The organism is Pseudoalteromonas sp. T1lg48, assembly GCF_002964785.1.
Lineage (GTDB): Bacteria > Pseudomonadota > Gammaproteobacteria > Enterobacterales > Alteromonadaceae > Pseudoalteromonas.
In genome coordinates this window covers 768175-789248 of sequence record NZ_PQCC01000018.1, presented here as the reverse complement: position 1 = coordinate 789248, position 21074 = coordinate 768175, and the positions used below count along the sequence as shown (strand labels likewise).

General features: G+C 48.1%; 19 protein-coding genes and 1 pseudogene. 14 read left to right on the top strand and 6 right to left on the bottom strand.

Features of this window, described 5'->3' with window-relative positions:
- Positions 1–27 precede the first annotated feature (27 nt).
- The 4 genes from C2M29_RS12830 to C2M29_RS12815 all read left to right on the top strand — a co-directional run bounded on the left by C2M29_RS12830 (position 28) and on the right by C2M29_RS12815 (position 4489).
- On the top strand, positions 28–3033 hold the full coding sequence (locus tag C2M29_RS12830) for a pilus assembly protein (RefSeq protein WP_105190138.1): 3006 nt from the start codon (positions 28–30) through the stop codon (positions 3031–3033).
- Between the two features lie 95 nt (positions 3034–3128).
- Positions 3129–3776, top strand: a complete 648-nt coding sequence (locus tag C2M29_RS12825; protein ID WP_158684730.1) for a hypothetical protein — start codon at positions 3129–3131, stop codon at positions 3774–3776.
- Positions 3776–4180 carry a type IV pilin protein gene (locus C2M29_RS12820; RefSeq protein ID WP_105190136.1) on the top strand — a complete coding sequence of 135 codons (405 nt, stop codon included), beginning with the start codon at positions 3776–3778 and terminating at the stop codon, positions 4178–4180. Before C2M29_RS12825 ends, C2M29_RS12820 begins: the two co-directional genes overlap by 1 nt.
- Before the next feature lie 3 nt (positions 4181–4183).
- Positions 4184–4489, top strand: coding sequence for a hypothetical protein (locus tag C2M29_RS12815; protein ID WP_105190135.1), 306 nt, complete (start codon positions 4184–4186; stop codon positions 4487–4489).
- A gap of 315 nt (positions 4490–4804) precedes the next feature.
- Here C2M29_RS12815 and C2M29_RS12810 read toward each other — a convergent pair whose 3' ends face one another.
- Together C2M29_RS12810 and C2M29_RS12805 are read right to left on the bottom strand one after the other, a co-directional pair.
- Positions 4805–5344: a GspH/FimT family pseudopilin gene (locus C2M29_RS12810; protein ID WP_105190134.1), complete on the bottom strand. Its 540-nt coding sequence runs from the start codon at positions 5342–5344 to the stop codon at positions 4805–4807.
- A gap of 47 nt (positions 5345–5391) precedes the next feature.
- A complete protein-coding gene (locus C2M29_RS12805; RefSeq protein WP_105190266.1) occupies positions 5392–5940 on the bottom strand; it encodes a GspH/FimT family pseudopilin in 549 nt (182 codons plus the stop codon).
- 128 nt (positions 5941–6068) lie between these two features.
- Here C2M29_RS12805 and glnB point away from each other — a divergent pair, with 128 nt between their 5' ends.
- On the top strand, positions 6069–6407 hold the full coding sequence (gene glnB, locus C2M29_RS12800; protein WP_105190133.1) for a nitrogen regulatory protein P-II: 339 nt from the start codon (positions 6069–6071) through the stop codon (positions 6405–6407).
- 97 nt (positions 6408–6504) lie between these two features.
- Here glnB and C2M29_RS12795 read toward each other — a convergent pair whose 3' ends face one another.
- A complete protein-coding gene (locus C2M29_RS12795) occupies positions 6505–7263 on the bottom strand; it encodes an outer membrane protein assembly factor BamD (protein WP_105190132.1) in 759 nt (252 codons plus the stop codon).
- Between the two features lie 123 nt (positions 7264–7386).
- Here C2M29_RS12795 and rluD point away from each other — a divergent pair, with 123 nt between their 5' ends.
- From rluD to C2M29_RS12765, 6 genes and pseudogenes are all read left to right on the top strand, one after another.
- On the top strand, positions 7387–8364 hold the full coding sequence (rluD, locus tag C2M29_RS12790) for a 23S rRNA pseudouridine(1911/1915/1917) synthase RluD (RefSeq protein ID WP_105190131.1): 978 nt from the start codon (positions 7387–7389) through the stop codon (positions 8362–8364).
- Positions 8345–9103, top strand: coding sequence for a peptidoglycan editing factor PgeF (gene pgeF, locus C2M29_RS12785; RefSeq protein WP_325050600.1), 759 nt, complete (start codon positions 8345–8347; stop codon positions 9101–9103). Before rluD ends, pgeF begins: the two co-directional genes overlap by 20 nt.
- A gap of 87 nt (positions 9104–9190) precedes the next feature.
- On the top strand, positions 9191–11767 hold the full coding sequence (gene clpB, locus C2M29_RS12780) for an ATP-dependent chaperone ClpB (protein ID WP_105190129.1): 2577 nt from the start codon (positions 9191–9193) through the stop codon (positions 11765–11767).
- A 114-nt stretch (positions 11768–11881) separates the two neighbouring features.
- Positions 11882–12823, top strand: a complete 942-nt coding sequence (locus C2M29_RS12775) for an NADP-dependent oxidoreductase (RefSeq protein ID WP_105190128.1) — start codon at positions 11882–11884, stop codon at positions 12821–12823.
- Positions 12824–12883: 60 nt separating this feature from the next.
- On the top strand, positions 12884–14458 hold the full coding sequence (gene gshA / locus C2M29_RS12770) for a glutamate--cysteine ligase (protein WP_105190127.1): 1575 nt from the start codon (positions 12884–12886) through the stop codon (positions 14456–14458).
- 122 nt (positions 14459–14580) lie between these two features.
- Positions 14581–15190: pseudogene (locus C2M29_RS12765) on the top strand (transglycosylase SLT domain-containing protein).
- A gap of 47 nt (positions 15191–15237) precedes the next feature.
- Here the strand turns inward: C2M29_RS12765 and C2M29_RS12760 are convergent.
- The 3 genes from C2M29_RS12760 to C2M29_RS12750 all read right to left on the bottom strand — a co-directional run bounded on the left by C2M29_RS12760 (position 15238) and on the right by C2M29_RS12750 (position 18313).
- Positions 15238–16074: a mechanosensitive ion channel family protein gene (locus C2M29_RS12760; RefSeq protein ID WP_105190126.1), complete on the bottom strand. Its 837-nt coding sequence runs from the start codon at positions 16072–16074 to the stop codon at positions 15238–15240.
- A gap of 67 nt (positions 16075–16141) precedes the next feature.
- The gene (locus tag C2M29_RS12755; protein WP_105190125.1) at positions 16142–17416 is read right to left on the bottom strand and encodes an HlyC/CorC family transporter; all 1275 of its coding nucleotides are present in this window, start codon (positions 17414–17416) and stop codon (positions 16142–16144) included.
- 90 nt (positions 17417–17506) lie between these two features.
- Positions 17507–18313, bottom strand: a complete 807-nt coding sequence (locus C2M29_RS12750; RefSeq protein WP_105190124.1) for a cytochrome C assembly family protein — start codon at positions 18311–18313, stop codon at positions 17507–17509.
- A gap of 168 nt (positions 18314–18481) precedes the next feature.
- Here C2M29_RS12750 and ffh point away from each other — a divergent pair, with 168 nt between their 5' ends.
- From ffh to C2M29_RS12735, 3 genes are all read left to right on the top strand, one after another.
- Positions 18482–19864 carry a signal recognition particle protein gene (gene ffh / locus C2M29_RS12745; RefSeq protein ID WP_105190123.1) on the top strand — a complete coding sequence of 461 codons (1383 nt, stop codon included), beginning with the start codon at positions 18482–18484 and terminating at the stop codon, positions 19862–19864.
- Between the two features lie 131 nt (positions 19865–19995).
- The gene (locus C2M29_RS12740) at positions 19996–20523 is read left to right on the top strand and encodes a DUF3750 domain-containing protein (RefSeq protein ID WP_105190122.1); all 528 of its coding nucleotides are present in this window, start codon (positions 19996–19998) and stop codon (positions 20521–20523) included.
- Positions 20513–21037 carry a GNAT family N-acetyltransferase gene (locus C2M29_RS12735; protein WP_105190121.1) on the top strand — a complete coding sequence of 175 codons (525 nt, stop codon included), beginning with the start codon at positions 20513–20515 and terminating at the stop codon, positions 21035–21037. The genes C2M29_RS12740 and C2M29_RS12735 overlap by 11 nt, the downstream gene beginning before the upstream one ends.
- Positions 21038–21074 lie beyond the last annotated feature (37 nt).

The window sequence follows — 21074 nt, the reverse complement described above, 5'->3', positions numbered from 1 at the left end:
TGCAGCATAAATTAATAGGTGAACGACATGAAAGTGTTTAATAAATTAGCTTTGCTGTGCGCACTATCCGTGCCAGCAGCAATACATGCTGAGGATATAGAAGTATACGTAGGTAATGGGGCCGCTTCTAAAACCAAAGCTAAAGTACTTATCATACTGGATAACTCGGGCAGTATGAATGAAAGCGTTATTGCTCCTGACGCATACAACAAAGATGAAACTTACCTTAGCGAAGGTGCTGATAGTGGCTTTAAGGATGATTACGTATTTTACTCTATCGGTGTACCCATTGACCAAATAGCCCTGAGTGAATTAGAAAACCGTTCCGATGCGAAGCGATTTAACATGCTGCTTAATGGCTGTGATGCGGCAAAAGAAGCGCTGGCTAAATATGGTTACTTTACCGGGAAAATGCTTGAGTTTTCAGGAAAAAATAACTCCGGTGAGTGGATTAACCTGAAAAATGACAACGGCGGTAATATGCAAAGTGCCGTCGACTGTTTGGCTGATTTCCGAAGTGCTGATGGTGATAACCATTTTACTTCGCCAGTTTCCACGAATGTGACTATTGACCCTTATCTGAAAGTAGCAGTAAACGGGGGGGAGGTTTACAGTTCAGAAACCCATGATGAGCTAAAGGGCTTTCCTAGTAATAGTAAAAAACCGGGCCATACCAAATTTTTAGGTTATTCAGGCTTGAGCCCTGATGATTCGTATTCACGCGATGAAATGGAGGCGATTTTCGAAAAAGCCAATGTGGTTACACTCTATTCACCTAATTATATTCGCTGGTACATAGATAAAGAAAATAACCAAACTTCTCAAGATAAAATAGTTGTTGCAAAAGAGACGATTAGAAATACGCTGGGCTCTACGCCAGATGTAGATTTTGCTCTTATGCTGTACAACCTAAATCACCCCCAAGAGTATCGTCGTGATGGTGGTCGTGTTGTTTCTGGATTTGGTGATGATGAAAGTATTGTCGATATAGTGACGTCCATTGAAGGTCAAACGAATACACCTTTATGTGAAACTCTGTTTGAGGCTTACAACTATTTCTCTGGCAATGCCGTAATGTTTGCAGATGATGACTCGAACTGTAATGACGGTGATTGTGGCAACTTGAATTACCCGGGGAATGACCCTGCCTTTGATTTGTCGACAACGATAAATGGCGAAGGTGATATCTACAAAACTCCTTTTAAAAACCTAAGTGGGTGTGATGAAGACATCAGCATTATTTATATCACCGACGGTGCGCCTACCTTAGATACAGCCGCTAATGGCTCGGTGGAGGCCCTGTTTCAAAACTATGTAGTGAAGCAAATACCAGGTAAAACACCTGACACCGTCCCAAGTATTGCCGATCTGATTGGATACGAATATCAGAGGGATGTGAACGGTGAGTATGTCAAGGATGAAAACGGCGAATTAGTGAAGTTAGCTGAAAGCCATCTACCCGCTCTGGCGCATTACATGAATAAACAGGATATAAATACTAATATCGCTGGTAACCAAACAGCCACACTCTACACCGTAGGCTTTGGTGGCGACGCTCCTGAAAGTATACTCCTAAAAGCCGCTCAAGAAGGGGGAGGCGAATACTTTTCTGCCGACACCGGCGAGGCCCTTCAATTTGCCATTCAAGAAACCGTTGGCAAAATTCTCGAGGAGTCCAGCTCATTTACGGCGCCATCGGTTGCTAGTAACAACTTTGACCGGACGCAAACCTCCGATTCTGTTTACTACGCCATGTTTTTACCCACAACGGGCGCGCGTTGGGCCGGGAACTTGAAAAAGCTAAAAGTTTCCGAAGGCAAAGTCGTCGATGTAAATGGCGTACAGGCCCTTGATGGTGAGGGCAATATTAAATCGGGTAGTGATATTGTGACCACCTTCTGGAGTGCAGCCCCCGATGGTGATGATGTGCGTGCCGGTGGCGCTAACTATGTATTATCGCAACAAACCATTAGCAACCGTAAAGTGTATTCCAATATTGGTGAGGGAGGAGCGCTTGACGAGCTAACTCCTTTAAATGTGGCTAGTTTTTATGGTACTGCGGATAAGCTGGCGCAAGGCTTGAGCCTAAGCGTAGATGACACGCTTTTAACCTCAGCCACAGAATTAATACATTGGGCTCGCGGTACGGACGTTGATGACGATGATAATGATGGCGATACAACAGATGTGCGCCAAGATATCATGGGCGACCCCTTGCACTCTCGTCCGGTGGCACTCACGTACGCGAATGGTGAAACTAAAATCATTATGGGCACTAATGCCGGGTTTGTGCACTTATTCTCGGATAGAAACAACACGTTAACCGAACAATGGAGCTTTATTCCACACGAGTTGCTGAGTAATTTAACAACGTTACGTAACAACACAGAGGGTGAGAAAGTCTATGGTATGGATGGCACCGCCACTGTGTACTTTAAAGATGCGAACAATAATGGCATCGTCGATGAAGATGGCAATGACAAGGTGTGGATCATTATCGGCATGCGTCGTGGTGGCTATTCATATTATGCTATAGATATGTCTAGAAGTAATGCGCCAACGCTTATGTGGACGCTGGATCCTACTACTCCAGGAATGGGGCAGTTGGGGCAAACTTGGTCTCGACCTGTTGTCACCTACCTAAAAGGGTATCGCGATGCGAATGGTAACGATGAGCCTATCCTCGTGTTTGGTGCCGGCTATGACATCAATAAAGACAATAGCTTTACTACAGACTCCATTGGTCGTGGTATCTATATGGTTAAAGCCAGTGATGGCAGTTTGGTCGGTAAATTTACCAATGAGGCTATTGCCGGTGGCAACTATTTCCCTGGTCAACATGGTATTGTCGGTGAAGTGGCTATGTTGGACTCTGACTATGATGGTTATACCGATCGTATGTACGCCAGTGATACAGGCGGCAATGTTTGGCGTTTTGATATGCCAAGTACGGATAGCAATAGCTGGTCGGTGTTTAAGTTTGCCGAGTTGAGTAACTCAGAAATCGCATCGGAACAGCGTCGATTCTTTTAGGCCCATCTGTAGCACGCACTTACTTTACTGAAGTCACTAGTACCGTGGTTGGTCAGCAAACCTTTATAACCAGACAGGAACGCCCCGTAGAGGCCGTGTTAGTAGGCAGCGGAAACCGTTCTCACCCGCTTGAAAAGGTTGAAAGTAACTATCTTTATATGCTGCGGGATAAAAATACGCGAACTCAGACATTCGGTGGCGACGTTGCTGCGCCTGCGGTATTAACGCCTACAGATCTGAAAGATATTTCTGATCTGCCTTTTGAAGGCCTTGAGTCCGGCTCGCAGGCATTTGTGAACGAAGAAGTTGACTTCAGTGCCTATGATGGCTGGATGTATAAACTAGCAGCGACCGAAAAGTCCCTTGCTAAGCCCGCTATTTTATTCGGCGTTGCTTATTTCACGTCATTTAAGCCTAGTCCAGAGAACAATGTCGACGAATGTCAGCTTAAGGGCGGTGATGGTTTGCTCTATGCGTTTAACCTACATTACGGTACCAGTGTATACGATGTTGGCATTACACTAGAGCTAGGTAATAAAGTTCCGCCTTCACCCACTTGGATAGTTGAAGATGAGTTTTATTGCTTGAACTGCGGTACTCAGGATCCAACTGACCCTGACTCAGAGGATCACGGGAAGCTAATTGAGCTGATCGCCGTAGATGAAAATGATCCAACTAAGACCACAACGCCTGGGTTTAGAACAATACAGAACTATATTTTCCGTCAGGAGGATAATAACTAATGAGAAAACGTAACGGATTTACCTTAATTGAATTGATGATCACGGTGGCCGTAGTCGGTATTTTAGCGGCTATTGCCTATCCGAATTATCAGAGCTTCGTTATTAGCAGTGCGCGCTCTGAAGCAATGAGTGCCTTGCTTGACGCGGCCAGTAAGCAGGAGCAGTACTTTGCTGATAACCGTCAATACACGACAAATATAGGTAACTTAGGTGTAAGTACCTCTACCGAGTCGGGTTTGTATACGCTTTCTGCCACAGTTAATGGCCAAAGCTTCGTAATAACCGCCACTCCAGCGGGGGGAGTGGCGGTAAAAGACACCAAGTGTACGACATTCACCATTAACGAGGTTGGTGTTAAAGGCTCAACCCCGAGCGCCAACGCCGATATTTGCTGGAAGAGGTAAGCTATGAAAACATTTTTAAAATTGATGTTAGTAGGCACCTCGGTGCTTATGTCATCACACTTATATGCGATCACAGCGCTTAATGGCTATAAGTGTTATGCATTACTTGAAAACAACACCTTTGCTGTTATCGATGTAGAGATAAAGCAAAAAAGTAAGGCCCAAGCCGCTCACGCCGCGATTGCTGAGGGCCATAAGTATCCAGGTAAGGAACTGCAACGCGTAGCCGAAATTCAGCAATGTGTTAGGCGCAGCGAGGAGTTTTCCGATGCCAATGCACGCAAACTGGATAAGATGAAGCTACGTTAGTAGCCAGATAATCTGATTTCACTCATCTAAAAAATGCCAGCTTTGCTGGCATTTTTTTCGTTCGCATATAGCCAAACATCTCAAGGTAGCAGATGATTACATGAGCTTAGTTATATCAGTTTATATAGGTTTGCAGCTTACAAGGCATGGTAGGAGATTACGTGAAAGACGGCCTTCATCGCATGAGTCTTGTGAGATAAGGGGAGTCACTAAGGCTTGAAACGGAATCACATTATGGTGGTCATACAGAGCTACTCCACGAGCGTCTGTCACCTAAGTCCCGAGCTCACCAAGAGTCTTACCCTTGCTGCAACCCTAATTACATTTATCGCTGTCTTCACGTAAGCGGATTCGACCGATTTGACTCACAGTAATACGCAATGCCGGTTGATTTAGTTTAGGGTCTGTCGAGCAATAGACAAAGCTGCCGTTATTAAAGCCCAGTAGCATTCCTGTGGGTTTAAAGCTTAAACCAGTTCGTGGATAGCTAATGCTATCGCCTGCGCTAGGGGAAGAGATAATACTGAGCACCTGTTCGTTAGTATTACGCTGGCGGTCGTTATTTTCATCCACAAAAATCATTATGTCATTTTGCCAGGAATCCGTGCATTGCTGCGCTATGCTGGGGCAGATCCTGACAAACTGATTATGATAAATGGCGTAGGCACGGGCTGACATCACTTGACGATGCAAGGTTTGTATATAGCTGGTGCGACGATTAGTGAGTTGTAGCTCGGTAAAGCTGAATAGGGCGATGCCTACAAGAGTAGCTGCGATGGCAAGCGTCACCATCAATTCTACCAGCGTCATGCCTAAAGTGGCATGGTGCGTATAAATAAGAGAATGTGCTTTCATCCTTGAAGCCCATATCTAGTCCTTTAACTGTAAGATTAGTTGCCTTGCTAGGAATCGCAAGTACTAGTGGTTTTACCTCGGTTGCGAATAGTGCCTGTGGGCATCACCTCAAGTTGAATATTGTATTTATTGTCATCTGTTGGACAGTAGATAAAAGAAACGGTTGCAGCAGTACCTATCTGGCCACGTTGGTCAAAGGTTAGCTTACTACCACCCGAGCTTTTTAATTTGCTATTAGAAACAAGAGACGAAACCGAGCGCAGCAAAATGTCGTCACTGTTCTCAAACGTACCATTGTTGTTGATATCGGAAAACATGATGATGGTGCCCGTTGTCCAGTCCGTCGCACAAGAGCCATCAGAGCCAGGATTGGTCATGGCGCACATGACAACTGGGTCGCCGGTCGTCATTGCTTTAGCGCGGGCAAACTTGACCTGGCGTTTAAATTCCATGGCAAAATTATTGGCTTTTTCTTTATTCGTCATCTGCGTGGTGCTGAATAAAGCGATGCCTAATAAGATGGCGCCAATGGCGATTGTGACCATCAGTTCAATTAGGGTAAAACCGCGTTGCTTTGTAACGTGATGATTTTTCATTACATCGTCCTGTTTGTGTAATTATATTAATTTTAACACTATTAACGCATTAGTCACCCCCTATGATGTTTGCGTCGCCGTCAACAATTGACTAAAATCGGCTCATCTGCCAGCGCAAGAACGAAAATATGAAAAAAGTAGAAGCTATCATCAAGCCATTTAAATTGGACGACGTACGAGAAGCCCTGTCGGAAGTGGGCATCACGGGTATGACGGTATGCGAAGTAAAAGGCTTTGGGCGTCAAAAGGGCCACACCGAGCTTTATCGCGGCGCCGAGTATATGGTCGACTTTTTGCCCAAGGTGAAGCTGGATATTGTCCTTGCCGATGAAGATGTTGATCGCGCCATTGAAGTCATAGTCAGCACAGCACAAACGGGCAAAATTGGTGACGGTAAGATTTTCGTGACCGATGTTGAGCGCGTGGTTCGTATTCGAACACAAGAAGAAGATGAACAAGCCATCTAGTATCAATTACATTAATAAAATTGCTATTTAAGTTATAAAAAATCCGATGTATTGAGCATCGGATTTTTTATTATCTTCGCTAAGCTGTTTTTACTACTTAACGTTTATTCTTGTTTACTTCCAGTGTCTGTCTGGTGTGCGCTGCCATGTCATCAAGGCCTAGCTTTTCATAGCTCTTCACCATCATTTCCAGAGCCGGGATCAAATAGCTGCTTTGCGAGAAATGCTCTACCACATACTTACCGCGGTTGGCAGCAGCCAAATAAGCCTCACGCTCATAGTAATAGTTGGCTACCTTGAGCTCATTACGAGCCATCTTATTGAGTAACCAGACCAAGCGACGTTTGGCTTCGGCAGCGTATTTACTCTCCGGATAGTTATTGACCAGGGTTGAAAAATCACTAAAGGCCACACGAGTGCGCTGTGCATCACGGTCGGCGCGATCAACACCAAAATATTCCTGAAACGCGTTTTCATCTGCTTTGATGTTAACCAAACCACGCATGTAATACATGTAGTCCAGATCTTTATGGTTTGGGTTTAAGCGAATGAAACGATCTATGGTTGCCAGAGCCTGCTCGGTATTACCTGTTTGGTAATGAGCATAAACCAGATCCATTTGTACTTGTTTTGAAAAAGGTCCGAATGGGTAACGTGCATCAATGGCCGATAACAGCTCAATTGCACGGGCATATAGTCCCGAGTCAAGCGTTTGGCGTGCATCTTCATAGAGAGCTTGCGCCGACTTGTTAGGCACTCGTTCTATTTCTTCTTGCTCTGGTGCCGATGAACATGCGCTAAGTAATGAGGCCGTGAATACGACAGCTAGTGCCCGTTTACTTATTTTATTTATCATTAATTAGGTACCTTTGTTGTCTTTGGCTAGGCCAAGTAGGTAAAACCGAGTAAACTATGCGAATTATGCGATTCTAACCCAGTCAAGCTGAGCTTGCACTGGTAAATTAGGTAAAACTTGCTTATGGCAGAACAAATTTCCCTCAGTGCAGAGGTTCCCGTTGAGCTCGGCGGTAAACGTCTAGACCAGATTTTAGCGCAATTGTTCCCGGATTATTCTCGCTCGCGCATTAAAACCTGGATTCTTGATGACATGGTGCATGTTAATGGCCTTGTGGTAAACACCCCGCGAGAAAAATTGCTGGGGGGAGAACAGGTTAGCATCGAAGCTCAGCTAGAAGCACCACGTGAATATGAAGCACAAGACATCGATTTGAATATCGTCTATGAAGATGATGATATTCTAGTGATCAATAAGCCTGCGGGCTTGGTTGTTCATCCGGGTGCCGGTAACCCTGATGGCACCGTGCTTAATGCCTTGCTTCACCATTGCCCAGAAATCGAAAACGTGCCGCGTGCGGGTATTGTTCATCGACTGGATAAAGATACTACGGGTCTAATGGTGGTTGCTAAAACCGTACCCGCGCAAACACACCTAGTGGCGGCGCTGCAAAAGCGCGATAACTTTACCCGTGAGTATGAAGCCATTTGTTATGGCACCATGACCGCCGGCGGCATGGTGGATGCACCTATTGGTCGTCATGCCACCAAGCGCACCCATATGGCGGTTACCGAGTTTGGTAAGCCGGCCGTGACCCATTACCGCGTCGCCGAGAAATTCCGTGCTCATACGCGACTGCGTCTGCGTCTGGAATCGGGGCGTACACACCAAATTCGGGTGCATATGGCGCATATCAGCCATCCATTGGTAGGTGACCCCTTCTATGGTGGCCGTCCGCGCCCACCTAAAAATGCCAGCGAAGAGTTCATTAGCGTGCTACGCGGTTTTAAGCGTCAGGCCCTGCATGCCATTAAGCTGCAACTTGCGCACCCGATCACCGGTGAACAAATGCGTTGGCAGGCGCCGGTACCAGAGGATATGGTTGCTCTAACCGAAGCCCTGCGTCTGGATACTCAGCTAAATGGTCACGAAGACTATTAATCTCAGCATGTTCGAACCAACCTGGCATGCAACCGCACATGCACCCGCGCAAGTGGGTGCATTGCAAACCATTCGTCAGGGAGGCGTTAGCCTTGGTCAGTATCAAGGCTTCAACTTGGGTTATCACGTCGGCGATGATCCGTCGCACGTAGCTCAGAATCGAGACTTGCTCAATGCCCACTTACCCGCGCCGGCGCATTTTGTGCAACAGGTCCACGGCACTCATATTCATACCCTGGTCGATAGAAGCGATACCGCTCATATTGAGGCGGACGGTTTGTTTACCCGGTGTACCCAAACACCGCTGGCCATTATGACCGCAGATTGCTTGCCGGTATTGCTTGCCAGTGATGACGGTCGAGAAATTGCAGCACTGCACTGTGGTTGGCGCTCACTGCAAGGAGGGATTATTGAAAAGGCCATACCCTTATTTAATGCACCAGCCGCTAAGATATCTGCGTGGCTAGGACCGGCAATTGGTCCAAATGCATTTGAGGTCGGCGCCGAGGTCAAGGCGCAATTCCTTGCCCTTGATAGTGCCCATGAGCTTGCCTTTAAGGCCCATGGTGATAAATTCCTGGCCGACTTACCCTTGCTGGCCACACAAAAGCTACAACGCTTGGGCCTAACCGCCATTACCAATGCAAACCAATGTACACACTCCTTGCCTGAGCGCTTCTTCTCTTACCGCCGTGACGGGCAAACCGGGCGCATGGCAAGCGTGATCTGGCGCAAATAACAACCAAATTTTTATCTTCTCAACTTGAACATTTCCCATCCTGCACCCATTAAATAGGTAATCAAACTATTTAGTGGAAACAGATACATGCGTTTAGACAAATTTACGAGTAAATTCCAACAAGCGCTTTCCGATGCCCAATCTTTGGCATTAGGGCGCGACCACCAATTTATTGAACCCGTCCATCTAATGTATGCGCTGCTGCAGCAAAGTGGCTCGAGCGTACGGGCCTTGTTCGCTCAGGCCGGCGTCAGTGCCGATGAACTCAATACCAAGCTCTCACAGGCGATAGAAAAAATATTTAAAGTTGAAGGGGTTGGCGGTGACGTGCAGTTGTCGAACAACATGGTGACCTTGCTGAACCTATGCGATAAATATGCGCAAAAGCGGAAAGATAAATACATCTCCAGCGAAATTTTTGTCCTGGCCGCCTGTGACGACAAGGGCCCGTTGGGTGATATTTTCAAGGCGTTGAACATTACCAGCAGTAAGGTGGAAACCGCCATTGAAGCGCTGCGCGGTGGACAAAAAGTAGATGACCCCAATGCTGAGGAAACGCGTCAGGCCTTGGAAAAATTTACCATAGATCTCACTGAGCGCGCCGAGCAGGGCAAACTCGATCCTGTGATTGGCCGTGATGAAGAAATTCGCCGCACCGTGCAGGTGTTACAGCGTCGTACCAAAAATAACCCGGTGCTTATTGGTGAGCCCGGGGTGGGTAAAACCGCAATCGTTGAGGGCTTGGCCCAGCGCATCGTCAATGGCGAGGTGCCCGAGGGGCTTAAAAATAAGCGGGTATTATCGCTAGACATGGGCGCCCTGGTGGCCGGTGCCAAATACCGGGGTGAATTTGAAGAGCGTTTAAAGTCGGTGCTTAATGAGCTGGCTAAGGAAGAGGGGCAGGTGATCCTCTTTATCGATGAGATCCACACCATGGTCGGCGCCGGTAAAACCGATGGTGCCATGGATGCGGGGAACATGTTGAAGCCGGCGTTGGCCCGCGGTGAATTGCACTGTGTCGGGGCCACGACCTTGGATGAGTACCGTCAATACATTGAAAAGGATGCGGCCCTTGAGCGTCGCTTTCAAAAAGTGTTGGTGGATGAGCCCAGCGTCGAAGACACCATTGCCATTTTACGCGGCCTAAAAGAGCGTTATGAGTTGCACCACTCGGTGGAAATCACCGATCCGGCTATTGTCGCGGCGGCAAATCTATCCCACCGCTACATTAGCGACCGCCAGCTACCGGACAAGGCCATCGACCTGATTGATGAAGCAGGCTCATCAATTCGTTTGCAAATTGATTCTAAGCCGGAGCAGCTCGATCGCCTTGAGCGCCGTATTATCCAGCTGAAGCTGGAGGATAACGCGCTTGCCAAGGAAAAAGACGAGGCGTCACAAAAGCGCCGCGAAGAAATGCAGGTGCTTATTAAAGAGTTGGAAGGCGAATATGCCGAGCTTGATGAGGTCTGGAATGCAGAAAAAGCCTCGCTGCAGGGCACGCAAGTAATTAAGGCGGAGCTCGAGCAGGCTCGTTTGGACCTGGAAGTGGCTCGCCGAGCAGGTGATCTTCAGCGTATGTCGGAGCTGCAATATGGCCGTATCCCGGAGCTTGAACGTAAATTGGACCTAGCATCACAAGTTGAGATGCAGGATATGACCTTGTTGCGTAACAAGGTTGGCGAGGATGAAATTGCTGAAATCTTGTCGCGCTGGACCGGGATCCCAGTGGCGAAGATGCTCCAAGGCGAGCGCGAGAAGTTGCTGCAAATGGAAAACGAGTTGCACCAGCGGGTGATAGGTCAGGATGAGGCAGTAACCGCGGTGGCCAATGCCATTCGCCGCTCTCGTGCCGGATTGGCAGACCCAAATCGTCCCATTGGTTCCTTCTTATTCTTAGGGCCTACTGGGGTGGGTAAAACGGAATTGACCAAGGCTTTAGCTCAGCTAATGTTCGATACCGAAGATGCCATGGTGCGTATCGACATGTCCGAGTTTATGGAGAAACATTCCGTTTCTCGTCTAGTGGGAGCACCTCCTGGTTATGTGGGTTATGAGGAAGGGGGCTACCTGACGGAAGCCGTACGTCGTCGTCCGTACTCGGTGATTTTGCTCGATGAAGTGGAAAAAGCACATCCGGATGTGTTTAATATATTGCTTCAGGTGCTTGATGACGGTCGCTTAACCGACGGCCAGGGGCGTACCGTGGACTTTAAGAACACGGTGATCATTATGACCTCAAACCTGGGGTCGGATGTGATCCAGGAGGAAGCGAGTAAAAACGACTACGCGACCCTGAAGGAGAAGGTGATGATGGTGCTGACTCAGCAGTTCCGTCCCGAGTTCATTAACCGTATTGATGAAACCGTGGTCTTCCATCCACTGGCAAGTGAGCATATCAAGCAGATTGCCGATATTCAGTTGGCAAAACTGTACGAGCGTCTAACCGAGAAGGGATACATTCTTGAGGTAACCGATGAAGCTCTGGCAAAACTGGCTGAAAGTGGTTTTGACCCTGTGTATGGAGCTCGCCCATTGAAGCGTGCTATTCAGCAGGCCATTGAAAACCCGCTGGCGCAGAAATTGCTCGCCGGCGAGTTGATGACAGGCAATGTCATCTCTATTGACGCCGATGAGAATGGCTTTACCTTTACCAGTAAATAAATTTAATCTTCTAAGACATAACAAGGCGGCCTCTTTTTGGCCGCCTTTTTTATTGTCTCGCCGCTCCGGTAATGTCAATATATGTAATAAGAAATCGAACAAACAGAGTTGCTTATGACATGCGACTATCAAGCCATGGCTATTCAAGCCTTTGGTGAGCCCGGTGTACTTAAACCCATTTCGATGGCATACCCCACAGTTGCCGATGATGAAGTGTTGATAAAGGTGCTCAGTGCGGCCATTAACCCCATTGATGTAAAAACCCGTGCCGGCATCGGTTTTGCCGCAGAGCAAAACAAACATAGCCTGCCACTGGTATTGGGTTATGACCTGTACGGCGAGGTAGTTGAATGTGGTGATAAGAGCACAGGTTTGAGTCCTGGAGATTTAGTAATGGGCATGGTCGGGTTTGCAACGCATCCCGGTACCTATGCACAATATGCCAAAGCGCATCGCAGCGAGTTGATCAAAGTCGATCAAGCGAATGCGTCTCCAGTGTTAGCAGGTCTATGTCTTGCGGGTCTGACTGCATTTCAAGCTATTTCCAAGCTCGAGTGCCCGAAAAGCCAGCCTCTATACATAAATGGCGCCAACGGCACCGTGGGGTCACTGGCCTTGCAAATAGCCGCCAACATGGGCTATCGGGTCGTGGCAATCACGCGCAATGATTTGCCCGAGGGGTTAGCGGGGCGTTTTGAGCAAATGAGCTATGATGACTTTGTGACTGCGCCGGCTAGGCGATATCTCCTTGATGTAGTGGGCATGGAAGTGGGAATGCGATGCTTGCAAGGCCTTAGTGCACAAAGTGTCATTGTTACCGTACCAACTTTATCGCAGGCACAGATTATTGCCGCGGCAAACGTTCAGGGGGTAGAGGGAAGAGGTGTGCTGGTGGTAAAAAACGCCTCACAACTGCAACGCCTTTACTCTTGGTACTGTCAGGGTCGGTTAACACTTGCACACAGGTGTATGCCGTTAAGTGCTGCCGGGATGGCGCATCAGCAAATAGAACAAAATAGCAGCAAAGAGAAAGTAATTTTACTGCCTTGGTCTTGAGTAATGAGCGATGCCCCCCATAACAACACAATTGAGCCGACGCTCTAGAGGTAGGATTTTTTGACTTGTACACAATTACAGCAGCGACTTAGCGCTTTATCGGCGCCATCGGAATTGGCGGCCATAGTAGGGATACAACGTGGTATTGAGCGTGAGGCGCTGCGTACGAATACGCAGGGCGGTTTATCGACGCGTCCGCATCCCATTGCCATTGGCTGCGCACTCACCAATCCAATGATCACCACCGACTTCTCCGAAGCCTTATTAGAATTTATTACTCCGGTGAGTGATGACCCAAAAGAAACCCTGGCGCAACTGAGGGATCTGCAAAAGTTTACCCTGGAGCAACTAGACGGTGAGCTGCTGTGGCCCGTAAGCATGCCCTGCTATATTCAGGACCAGGATGAAATCCCGCTGGCGCAGTTTGGCAGCTCCAACGTAGGGCGGATGAAAACCCTGTATCGCGAGGGTCTAAAAAACCGCTATGGCAGCATGATGCAGGCCATTGCCGGCGTGCACTTCAATATCTCATTTCCACAGAGTTTCTGGCAAAGCCTGCAAAAACAAAGTGGTGACAAAGGCGACCTGCAGTCCTTTATTTCCGATGGTTATCTGGGGCTGATCCGTAACTTTAAGCGCGAGTTATGGCTGATCAGTTATTTATTCGGTGCGTCGCCGGCCCTGTGCAGTTCCTTCTTGGAAGGACGTACAACAGACTTGCCCTTTAAATCGCTCGGTAAGGGCTCATTGTATCTTGAGCATGGCACGGCGCTGCGCTTGGGTGATCTTGGTTATACCAATAGTGCTCAATCCAGTTTAAGGGTCATGTATAACTCCCTCGAGGAGTATGTAGACGGTTTGAAAAAGGCGATTAGTCTGCCTTCAGATTTATATCAAGATCTGGATGATTACCATGTTGCCCAGCCGCAGCAGCTCAACAAGAATATTCTGCAAATAGAGAACGAGTTTTACTCGCCTATTCGTCCTAAACGCAATGCCCGTTCTGGTGAAAAGCCGACGCAGGCGTTGTTGCGAGGTGGCATTGAGTACATCGAGATCCGCGCTTTGGATGTCAATCCATTTGCCGATACTGGTATCGACCTGCAACAAATCCATTTCCTCGATGTGTTTTTAACCTATTGCCTGTTAAAAGCATCGCCGCAGATGAGCTGGGAAGAGCAAACGCGTACTCAGGACAACCTCGACCTGGTGGTTAATCAGGGTCGTAATCCAGAGCTCGCCCTGAAGCGTGGCGAACAAGAGGTGTTATTAACGCACTGGGCCGCGGATATTTTCGCTGAGCTAGCGCAGGTCGCTGATTATATGGATAAGGCCTATGGAGTAAGCTATTACCGTGAGACGGTCAATGAGCTTGCTAGCTGGGTTGAAGCGCCTGAAAAAACCACGTCGGGACGCTATATGGAAAAATTACTGGCCACTAACGCGGACAATGGTGTGTTTGCGCTGGCGTTGGCCAAGGAGTACCAAGAGCAACATAGGCAATGGCACTATCATAGCTTTGATCAGGCTTATTTACAGCAACAGGCTGAGCAGTCGGTACAAGCGCAAAAAGACATCGAAGCGGCAGACTCACAGAGTTTTGAAGCTTTTTTGGATGACTATTTTCGGGAGTAGTTTTAGGAATAAAAAAAAGCGCGGCTAAGGTAGCCGCGCAAATTATTCTACAGGGATGAAACAATGCTAAACTGCTGCATTCATATAGTGAGACTGGGCCTAAAGGAGTTAGTTCAAAAAAAATGAAAAAAATTTCGACTTTATTGCTGCTGACTCTGTATTTGTCTGGTTGTGCCACCGCGCCACCAAAGCAACCCGATGATATTTGTAAGATTTTTGAAGAAAAGGAAGATTGGTATTTTGATGCTAAAGATGCCCAGGAAAAGTGGGGATCGCCTAAACATGTGCTGATGGCCATGATGTATCAAGAAAGCTCCTTTAAACACGATGCCGCGCCACCGATGGAATACTTTCTTGGCTTTATTCCCATAGGTCGTGCCAGTGACGCCTATGGTTATTCTCAGGCGAAAACTATGACCTGGGAAGACTATACCCGTGAAACCGATAACGGCGGGGCCGATAGAGACGACTTTGATGACGCTATCGACTTTATGGCCTGGTTTGTGTGGAAAACCCATCAGGTCAACGGCGTGTCTAAGTGGGATGCCTATGCGCAATACCTTAATTATCATGAAGGCTGGGGTGGCTTTAAGCGCGGCACTCACAATAACAAGAAGTGGCTGCTAGCGGTGGCAAATAAGGTCAAACAGCGGGCCGGGCGTTATGGCGTGCAGGTTGAAGCGTTGTGAAGCCGATTTAGACAAGAGTTGGCTGGAACGATTATTCTCTTAACACAAAAAAATCGGCGCCAAGGCGCCGTTTTTTGTTCTGCGGGTAACTCATTGCGCTTGCTTTGGAAAGGTGTGGATATAGACATCGCGCTGCGGGAATGGAATGGTGATATCGGCGGCATCAAAGGCAATTTTCACTCGCTCGTAGAGGCCAAAGTACACCGGCCAATAATTTTCTGACTTTACCCAGGCCCACACCAGCATGCCGATATGGCTGTCACCGTGCTGGCTCACGTGCACCAGCGGTTCGGGGTCTGCTAACACCATGTCATAGTCTTTAAGCACCGACATCAGCACCTCACGGGCTTTATGCACGTCATCGCCATAGCTGATCCCAAATTCGATATCGACACGTCGGTTTTCTTCGGCGAACAGGTTTTTCACCGTGCCGTTAGAGAGGACCCCGTTAGGAATTATGATTTTTTGGTTATCATAGGTGAGCAAGACGGTCACAAAAATTTGTATTTCTACCACCTTACCCATATGGCCCTGGGCCTCAATTACATCACCTACCTTAAAGGGTTTAAAGAAGAGGATCAGTACACCACCGGCGAAGTTTGCCAGGCTGCCTTGAAGTGCCATTCCCACGGCCAGACCAGCTGCACCGAGCATGGCGATAAAGGAGGTGGTCTCAACCCCAATCATGGAAGCGACGGAAATAAGCAGCAGCACCTTAAGAACGACGCCGATGAAGGAGACCAAAAAGTGCGTCAGCCCGGCTTCAACCTTCACTTTATGCATAGATCGCTCGCACATGGTGGCAACACGGCCGATAAGCCACCAACCAACGAACAGAACGACAATGGCAAGGACGAATTTAGGGCCATACTGCATCAGCATTTCTATGGCGGTGTTGTAGATATTTTCTAAGGAGATGTCTGTCATCTGTGCTTTCCTTCGTTAACGACAAAGTTTTATTAAAGCACAGATGACGGTAGTGATATTGATTTTTCTAGCTTTTCTTGCGCTTCTTTGGCGGGATCACGCGCACTAGCTTAATCATGTTTTCTTTGACTTCTAGGACCTCGATAGGGTAACCGGCGATTTTTAAGCCCAGATTGGCATCGGGAATATCTTCGAGATATTCGACAATTAAGCCGCTCAGGGTTTTAGGACCGTCGATGGGCAGCTTCCAACCCATTTCCTTATTGAGATCGCGAATATTGGCACTCCCCTCAACCAGGACCGAGCCATCGGCCTGGACATCAACCTCTTCGCTGGGAGCACGAGTCTGAGTCGTAGTAAAATCACCTACCACTTCCTCAAGAATGTCCTCAAGGGTTACCAGGCCCTGAATATCGCCGTATTCGTCGACCACAAGACCGATACGCTCTTTGACCTGCTGGAACTTGTGCAACTGGGTGTTGAGCGAAGTCCCTTCTGGAATAAAGTAAATCTCACGTACTGCGCGTAGCAAAGATGCCTTATTAAACTGCTCCTTGGTGAGCAGGCGCAAGGCATCACGAGCGTGGATAAAGCCCACCGCATCATCGATTTGGTCACGATAAAGGAGCACGCGAGTATGCTGTGCATTGGTGAGCTGTTTACTGATCGCCTTCCAGTCATCGTTGATATCAATGGCGTTTATTTCGTTACGCGGGATCATGATGTCTTCAACGGTGACCTGCTCAAGGTCTAGAATCGAGGTGAGCATGCTTTTATGCTTAGCCGGTAAAAATGCGCCGGACTCGCTCACTACGGTTTTTAATTCTTCTTTACTCAGGCTGTGCTCTTCAATTTCCTTGGTCGACACACCGAACAGACGCAGCATGCCATTGGTCATAGCATTGACCACGACCACCAGTGGATATAGCACTTTTAATAAGATTTTGAGTATTACAGAGCTGGGGAATGCGACCTTCTCTGGGTAGAGCGCTGCCAGCGTCTTTGGCGTTACCTCGGCAAATATAAGCACGATCAGGGTCAGAGCAAAGGTGGCAATGGCGATACCCATATCCCCATACAAGCGCAAACCTATAATGGTAGCTACCTGAGCTGCGGCGATATTTACGAGGTTGTTACCGATAAGAATTAAACCGATCAGTCTATCGGGGCGAGTCAGCAGTTTACTGACACGCTTGGCGGCAGGATGATTTTCTTTTTCTAGGTGCCTAAGACGTATCCGGTTTATAGACATGATGCCGGTTTCAGAACCGGAAAAGTAGCCTGAAATCAATATGAGTATGCCCAAAACTATAAACAGGGTACTCGTCGATATGTCGTCCAAAGAAGGATCCTTTTGTTGTTAATCAGGGTATATTAAGCGGGACTCAAAGCTCAGAGTCAAGCCCACTTATGGTGGTCTGTCCGGGGTTGGTTAAAAACGATGCAAAATCACTTCTTGTACAAAGCGACTACCGAAGTAGGCAAGCGTTAATAAGGCGGCACCGACCATAATGGTCAGCACCGAGGATTTTCCGCGCCAGCCTTTCAGGTGACGGCCAAACACTACGGCAGCAAATATTGCCCATGCCAGCAGGGATAAAATGGTTTTATGGGCATATTCTTTACTGATCATGGTATCGACAAAAATAAAGCCCGACAGCAAGGCGACGGTCAAAAGCGCTGTGCCCACGGTAACCAACTGGTACAACTGGCGCTCAACCACCATCAGTGGTGGCAAGTGGCTGTAGACAATGGCCAGGTCTTTGCGCTTAAGGCGCTTATCGATAAAGTAAAACTGTACCGCGTACAAGGTAGCGATAATCAGAATGCAGTAAGCCAGCAGGGAGAGGGTGATATGGGCCACTAAACCCGCCTCAAGGTGAATATTTTGCACTATCATATGGTGCGGCATAAACAGGCTGGCGAACAGCAAAATGGCGGCAAAGCCATACACCACGGGCAGCAGCAGGGTGGCCGGGAACTTGAGTGACACCGCGGTGACCGACAATACGATAACCCAGCAGGTTAACAAAGAGACATTAATAAAGCTGACATCCTGGCCCTGATTGGTAAAGACCGAATTCACCAACAGCACCATGTGCGTCAATATCGCCAGGGTACTCAAAATGACCGTGGTTTTTTGTGATGGTCCTTGGGCATGAAATAAGCGTGATAAAACGTGCGCCGTCGCCGCAGCGTAAAAAACACAACTCAATAATGTCAAAACTGTGATCAGCATAATGACCTTTATAAGGAATTAAATGAATGCTTTAAAAGGACATTGTATGTAAAGCACACACGCTTGCCTAGATCTAATTATGTGAATCCATTGCACTTGCCACTGGGATTTGCCCCTCGCTTTCAGTTATAATCGGCGTCAATGTAAGTAGCAACGGACTCGTTAGCGATGTTTGAAAACCTTCAGGAACGATTAGGAAAGACCCTAAAAAATATTAGTGGCCGCGGCCGTCTTACCGAAGACAATATTAAAGAAACGCTGCGCGAAGTACGTATGGCGCTACTTGAGGCCGACGTTGCTCTGCCTGTTGTACGTGAATTTGTTAAGCAGGTGAAAGAGCGTGCGGTTGGCACAGAAGTTACAAAAAGCCTAAGCCCGGGTCAGGTTTTCATTAAAATCGTCCGTGAAGAGCTGGAAAAAGCCATGGGGGAGGCCAACGAAGAGCTCAACCTGAATGCCCAGCCACCGGCTGTGGTCATGATGGCCGGTCTTCAGGGTGCCGGTAAAACAACCAGTGTTGGTAAACTGGCTAAATTCTTAAAAGAGCGCAAGAAAAAATCTGTGCTAGTGGTCAGTGCCGACGTTTACCGTCCGGCGGCGATTAAACAGCTAGAAACCCTGGCCAACGAAGTTGACGTGGAATTCTTCCCCAGCGACATCAGCCAGAAGCCGGTTGATATTGCTACCGGTGCCATTAGCCATGCGAAGAAAAAGTTTATAGATGTGGTGCTCGTGGATACCGCCGGTCGTCTGCATGTTGATAGCGACATGATGGACGAAATCAAAGAGCTACACGCCGCCATTAATCCGATTGAAACCTTATTTGTTGTCGACTCAATGACGGGTCAGGATGCGGCCAATACGGCCAAAGCATTTGACGAAGCCCTGCCGCTTTCTGGTGTGATCCTGACTAAAACCGACGGTGATGCCCGTGGTGGTGCGGCCCTGTCGATTCGTCATATCACAGGTAAGCCGATTAAATTTATCGGTGTGGGTGAGCGCACCGATGCCTTAGAGCCTTTCCACCCGGACCGTGTCGCTTCACGTATTCTTGGCATGGGTGACGTATTGTCGCTTATCGAAGAAGTGGAAATGAAGGTCGATAAGGAAAAAGCCGCCAAGGTTGCCGACAAGGTATTTAAAGGCGACGGCTTTACTTTGGAAGACTTTGCCGATCAGCTGCGCCAAATGAAGAATATGGGCGGCATGATGTCTATGCTCGATAAACTGCCGGGTATGAGCAATCTTCCCGATGCGGTAAAAGGGCAAATGAGTGACAAAACCTTTGTGCAGATGGAAGCCATCATCAATTCCATGACCCCAAAAGAGCGAGCACGCCCTGAAATCATCAAGGGCTCGCGCAAAAAGCGTATTGCCGCAGGTTCGGGCACCCAGGTGCAAGAAATCAATAAACTGCTCAAGCAATTCACGCAGATGCAGAAGATGATGAAGAAGATGAAGGGCAAGGGTGGCATGATGAAAATGATGCGCGGTATGAAAGGCATGTTGCCACCGGGCATGATGGGTGGCCCAGGCGGCCCGAAATTCTGAGCCTTTTAATTGGTATAAAAGCAAAATAGAAAAAGCGTGATAGCAGTCACGCTTTTTTTATGGGTTTGTAAAGCAACATGGCTCATGGAATACTGGTAAGGAAAATAGCCGTGCTTTGATGGGTTAATGCCATGCTCCGAGTCTTCATTGTTTGCCTGTTTACACTGTTCGTCTCCGGCTGTGCCAATTCAGATTGGCGTACTGCCAGTCGCGAGCCCGCGGGGATTGCGCCTCCTGTTTCACAGCCGCAGGCGGTGATCGAATTTTATGCCGCCGATGCCTTTAGTTGGCGTGGCTGGTTTGCGGTGCATACCTGGTTCGCCCTCAAGGAGCAAGGCGCACAAGAGTACACGGTATATGAAGTGGTGGGATGGGGTGTAGACAGAGGCCGTTCGGCGCTGCGCACCTATAACACCCCAACCCCGGATAGATACTGGTATGGCGCCAAGCCCGAGAAGTTTTTATCTATCAGCGGTGAAAAGGCTCAGCAACTTATTCCGCAGATAAAAGAAGCCGCTGGACGCTATCCTTGGGCCGATGAGTATACCTTGTTCCCCGGCCCGAATAGCAATACCTTTGTAGCCTGGATTGGTTTGCAGGTGCCTGAACTGGAATTGGTCATGCCCTTTTCAGCAATCGGGAGTGGCTATGCTAAATAAGCCCCTCTTGTTACGTTTACGGCCATTTGCATTGAGTGATGAGAGCGCGCTGATTGCATTGCTCAATGATGCGGATGTACAGCGCTTTTTATCTTCTAAAATTCCTTTTCCCTATACCAGGGCGGATGCCAACTGGTGGCTGAGTAAGGGCTGCAAAGCAGGCATTACCAGGGCTGTGGAGGTGGATGGAGAGCTTGTCGGCTGCATCGGTGCACTTCCAGGCGAGCACGAGTACCAACGCAGTGCCGAAGTGGGGTATTGGCTTGGTAAAGCCCATTGGGGCAAGGGCTATGCTCAGCGGGCACTTAAGTTGTTTCTCCATGAAGTGCAAGAACAGAGCAATTGGGTGCGCATATACGCCAGCGTGTTTGCCGGCAACCAGGCCTCTGCAGAGGTGCTTCTAAAAACGGGTTTTATTCAGGAAGGACGCCTGCAAAAGGCGATTTATAAAAATGCTCAGTTTTTTGATGCGTTTTTATATGCCAAGCTGATTGATAACCAGCTGTTTGAATAACCAGCAATTGCTCTGCTCACAGTGGCTTAGGATCAGC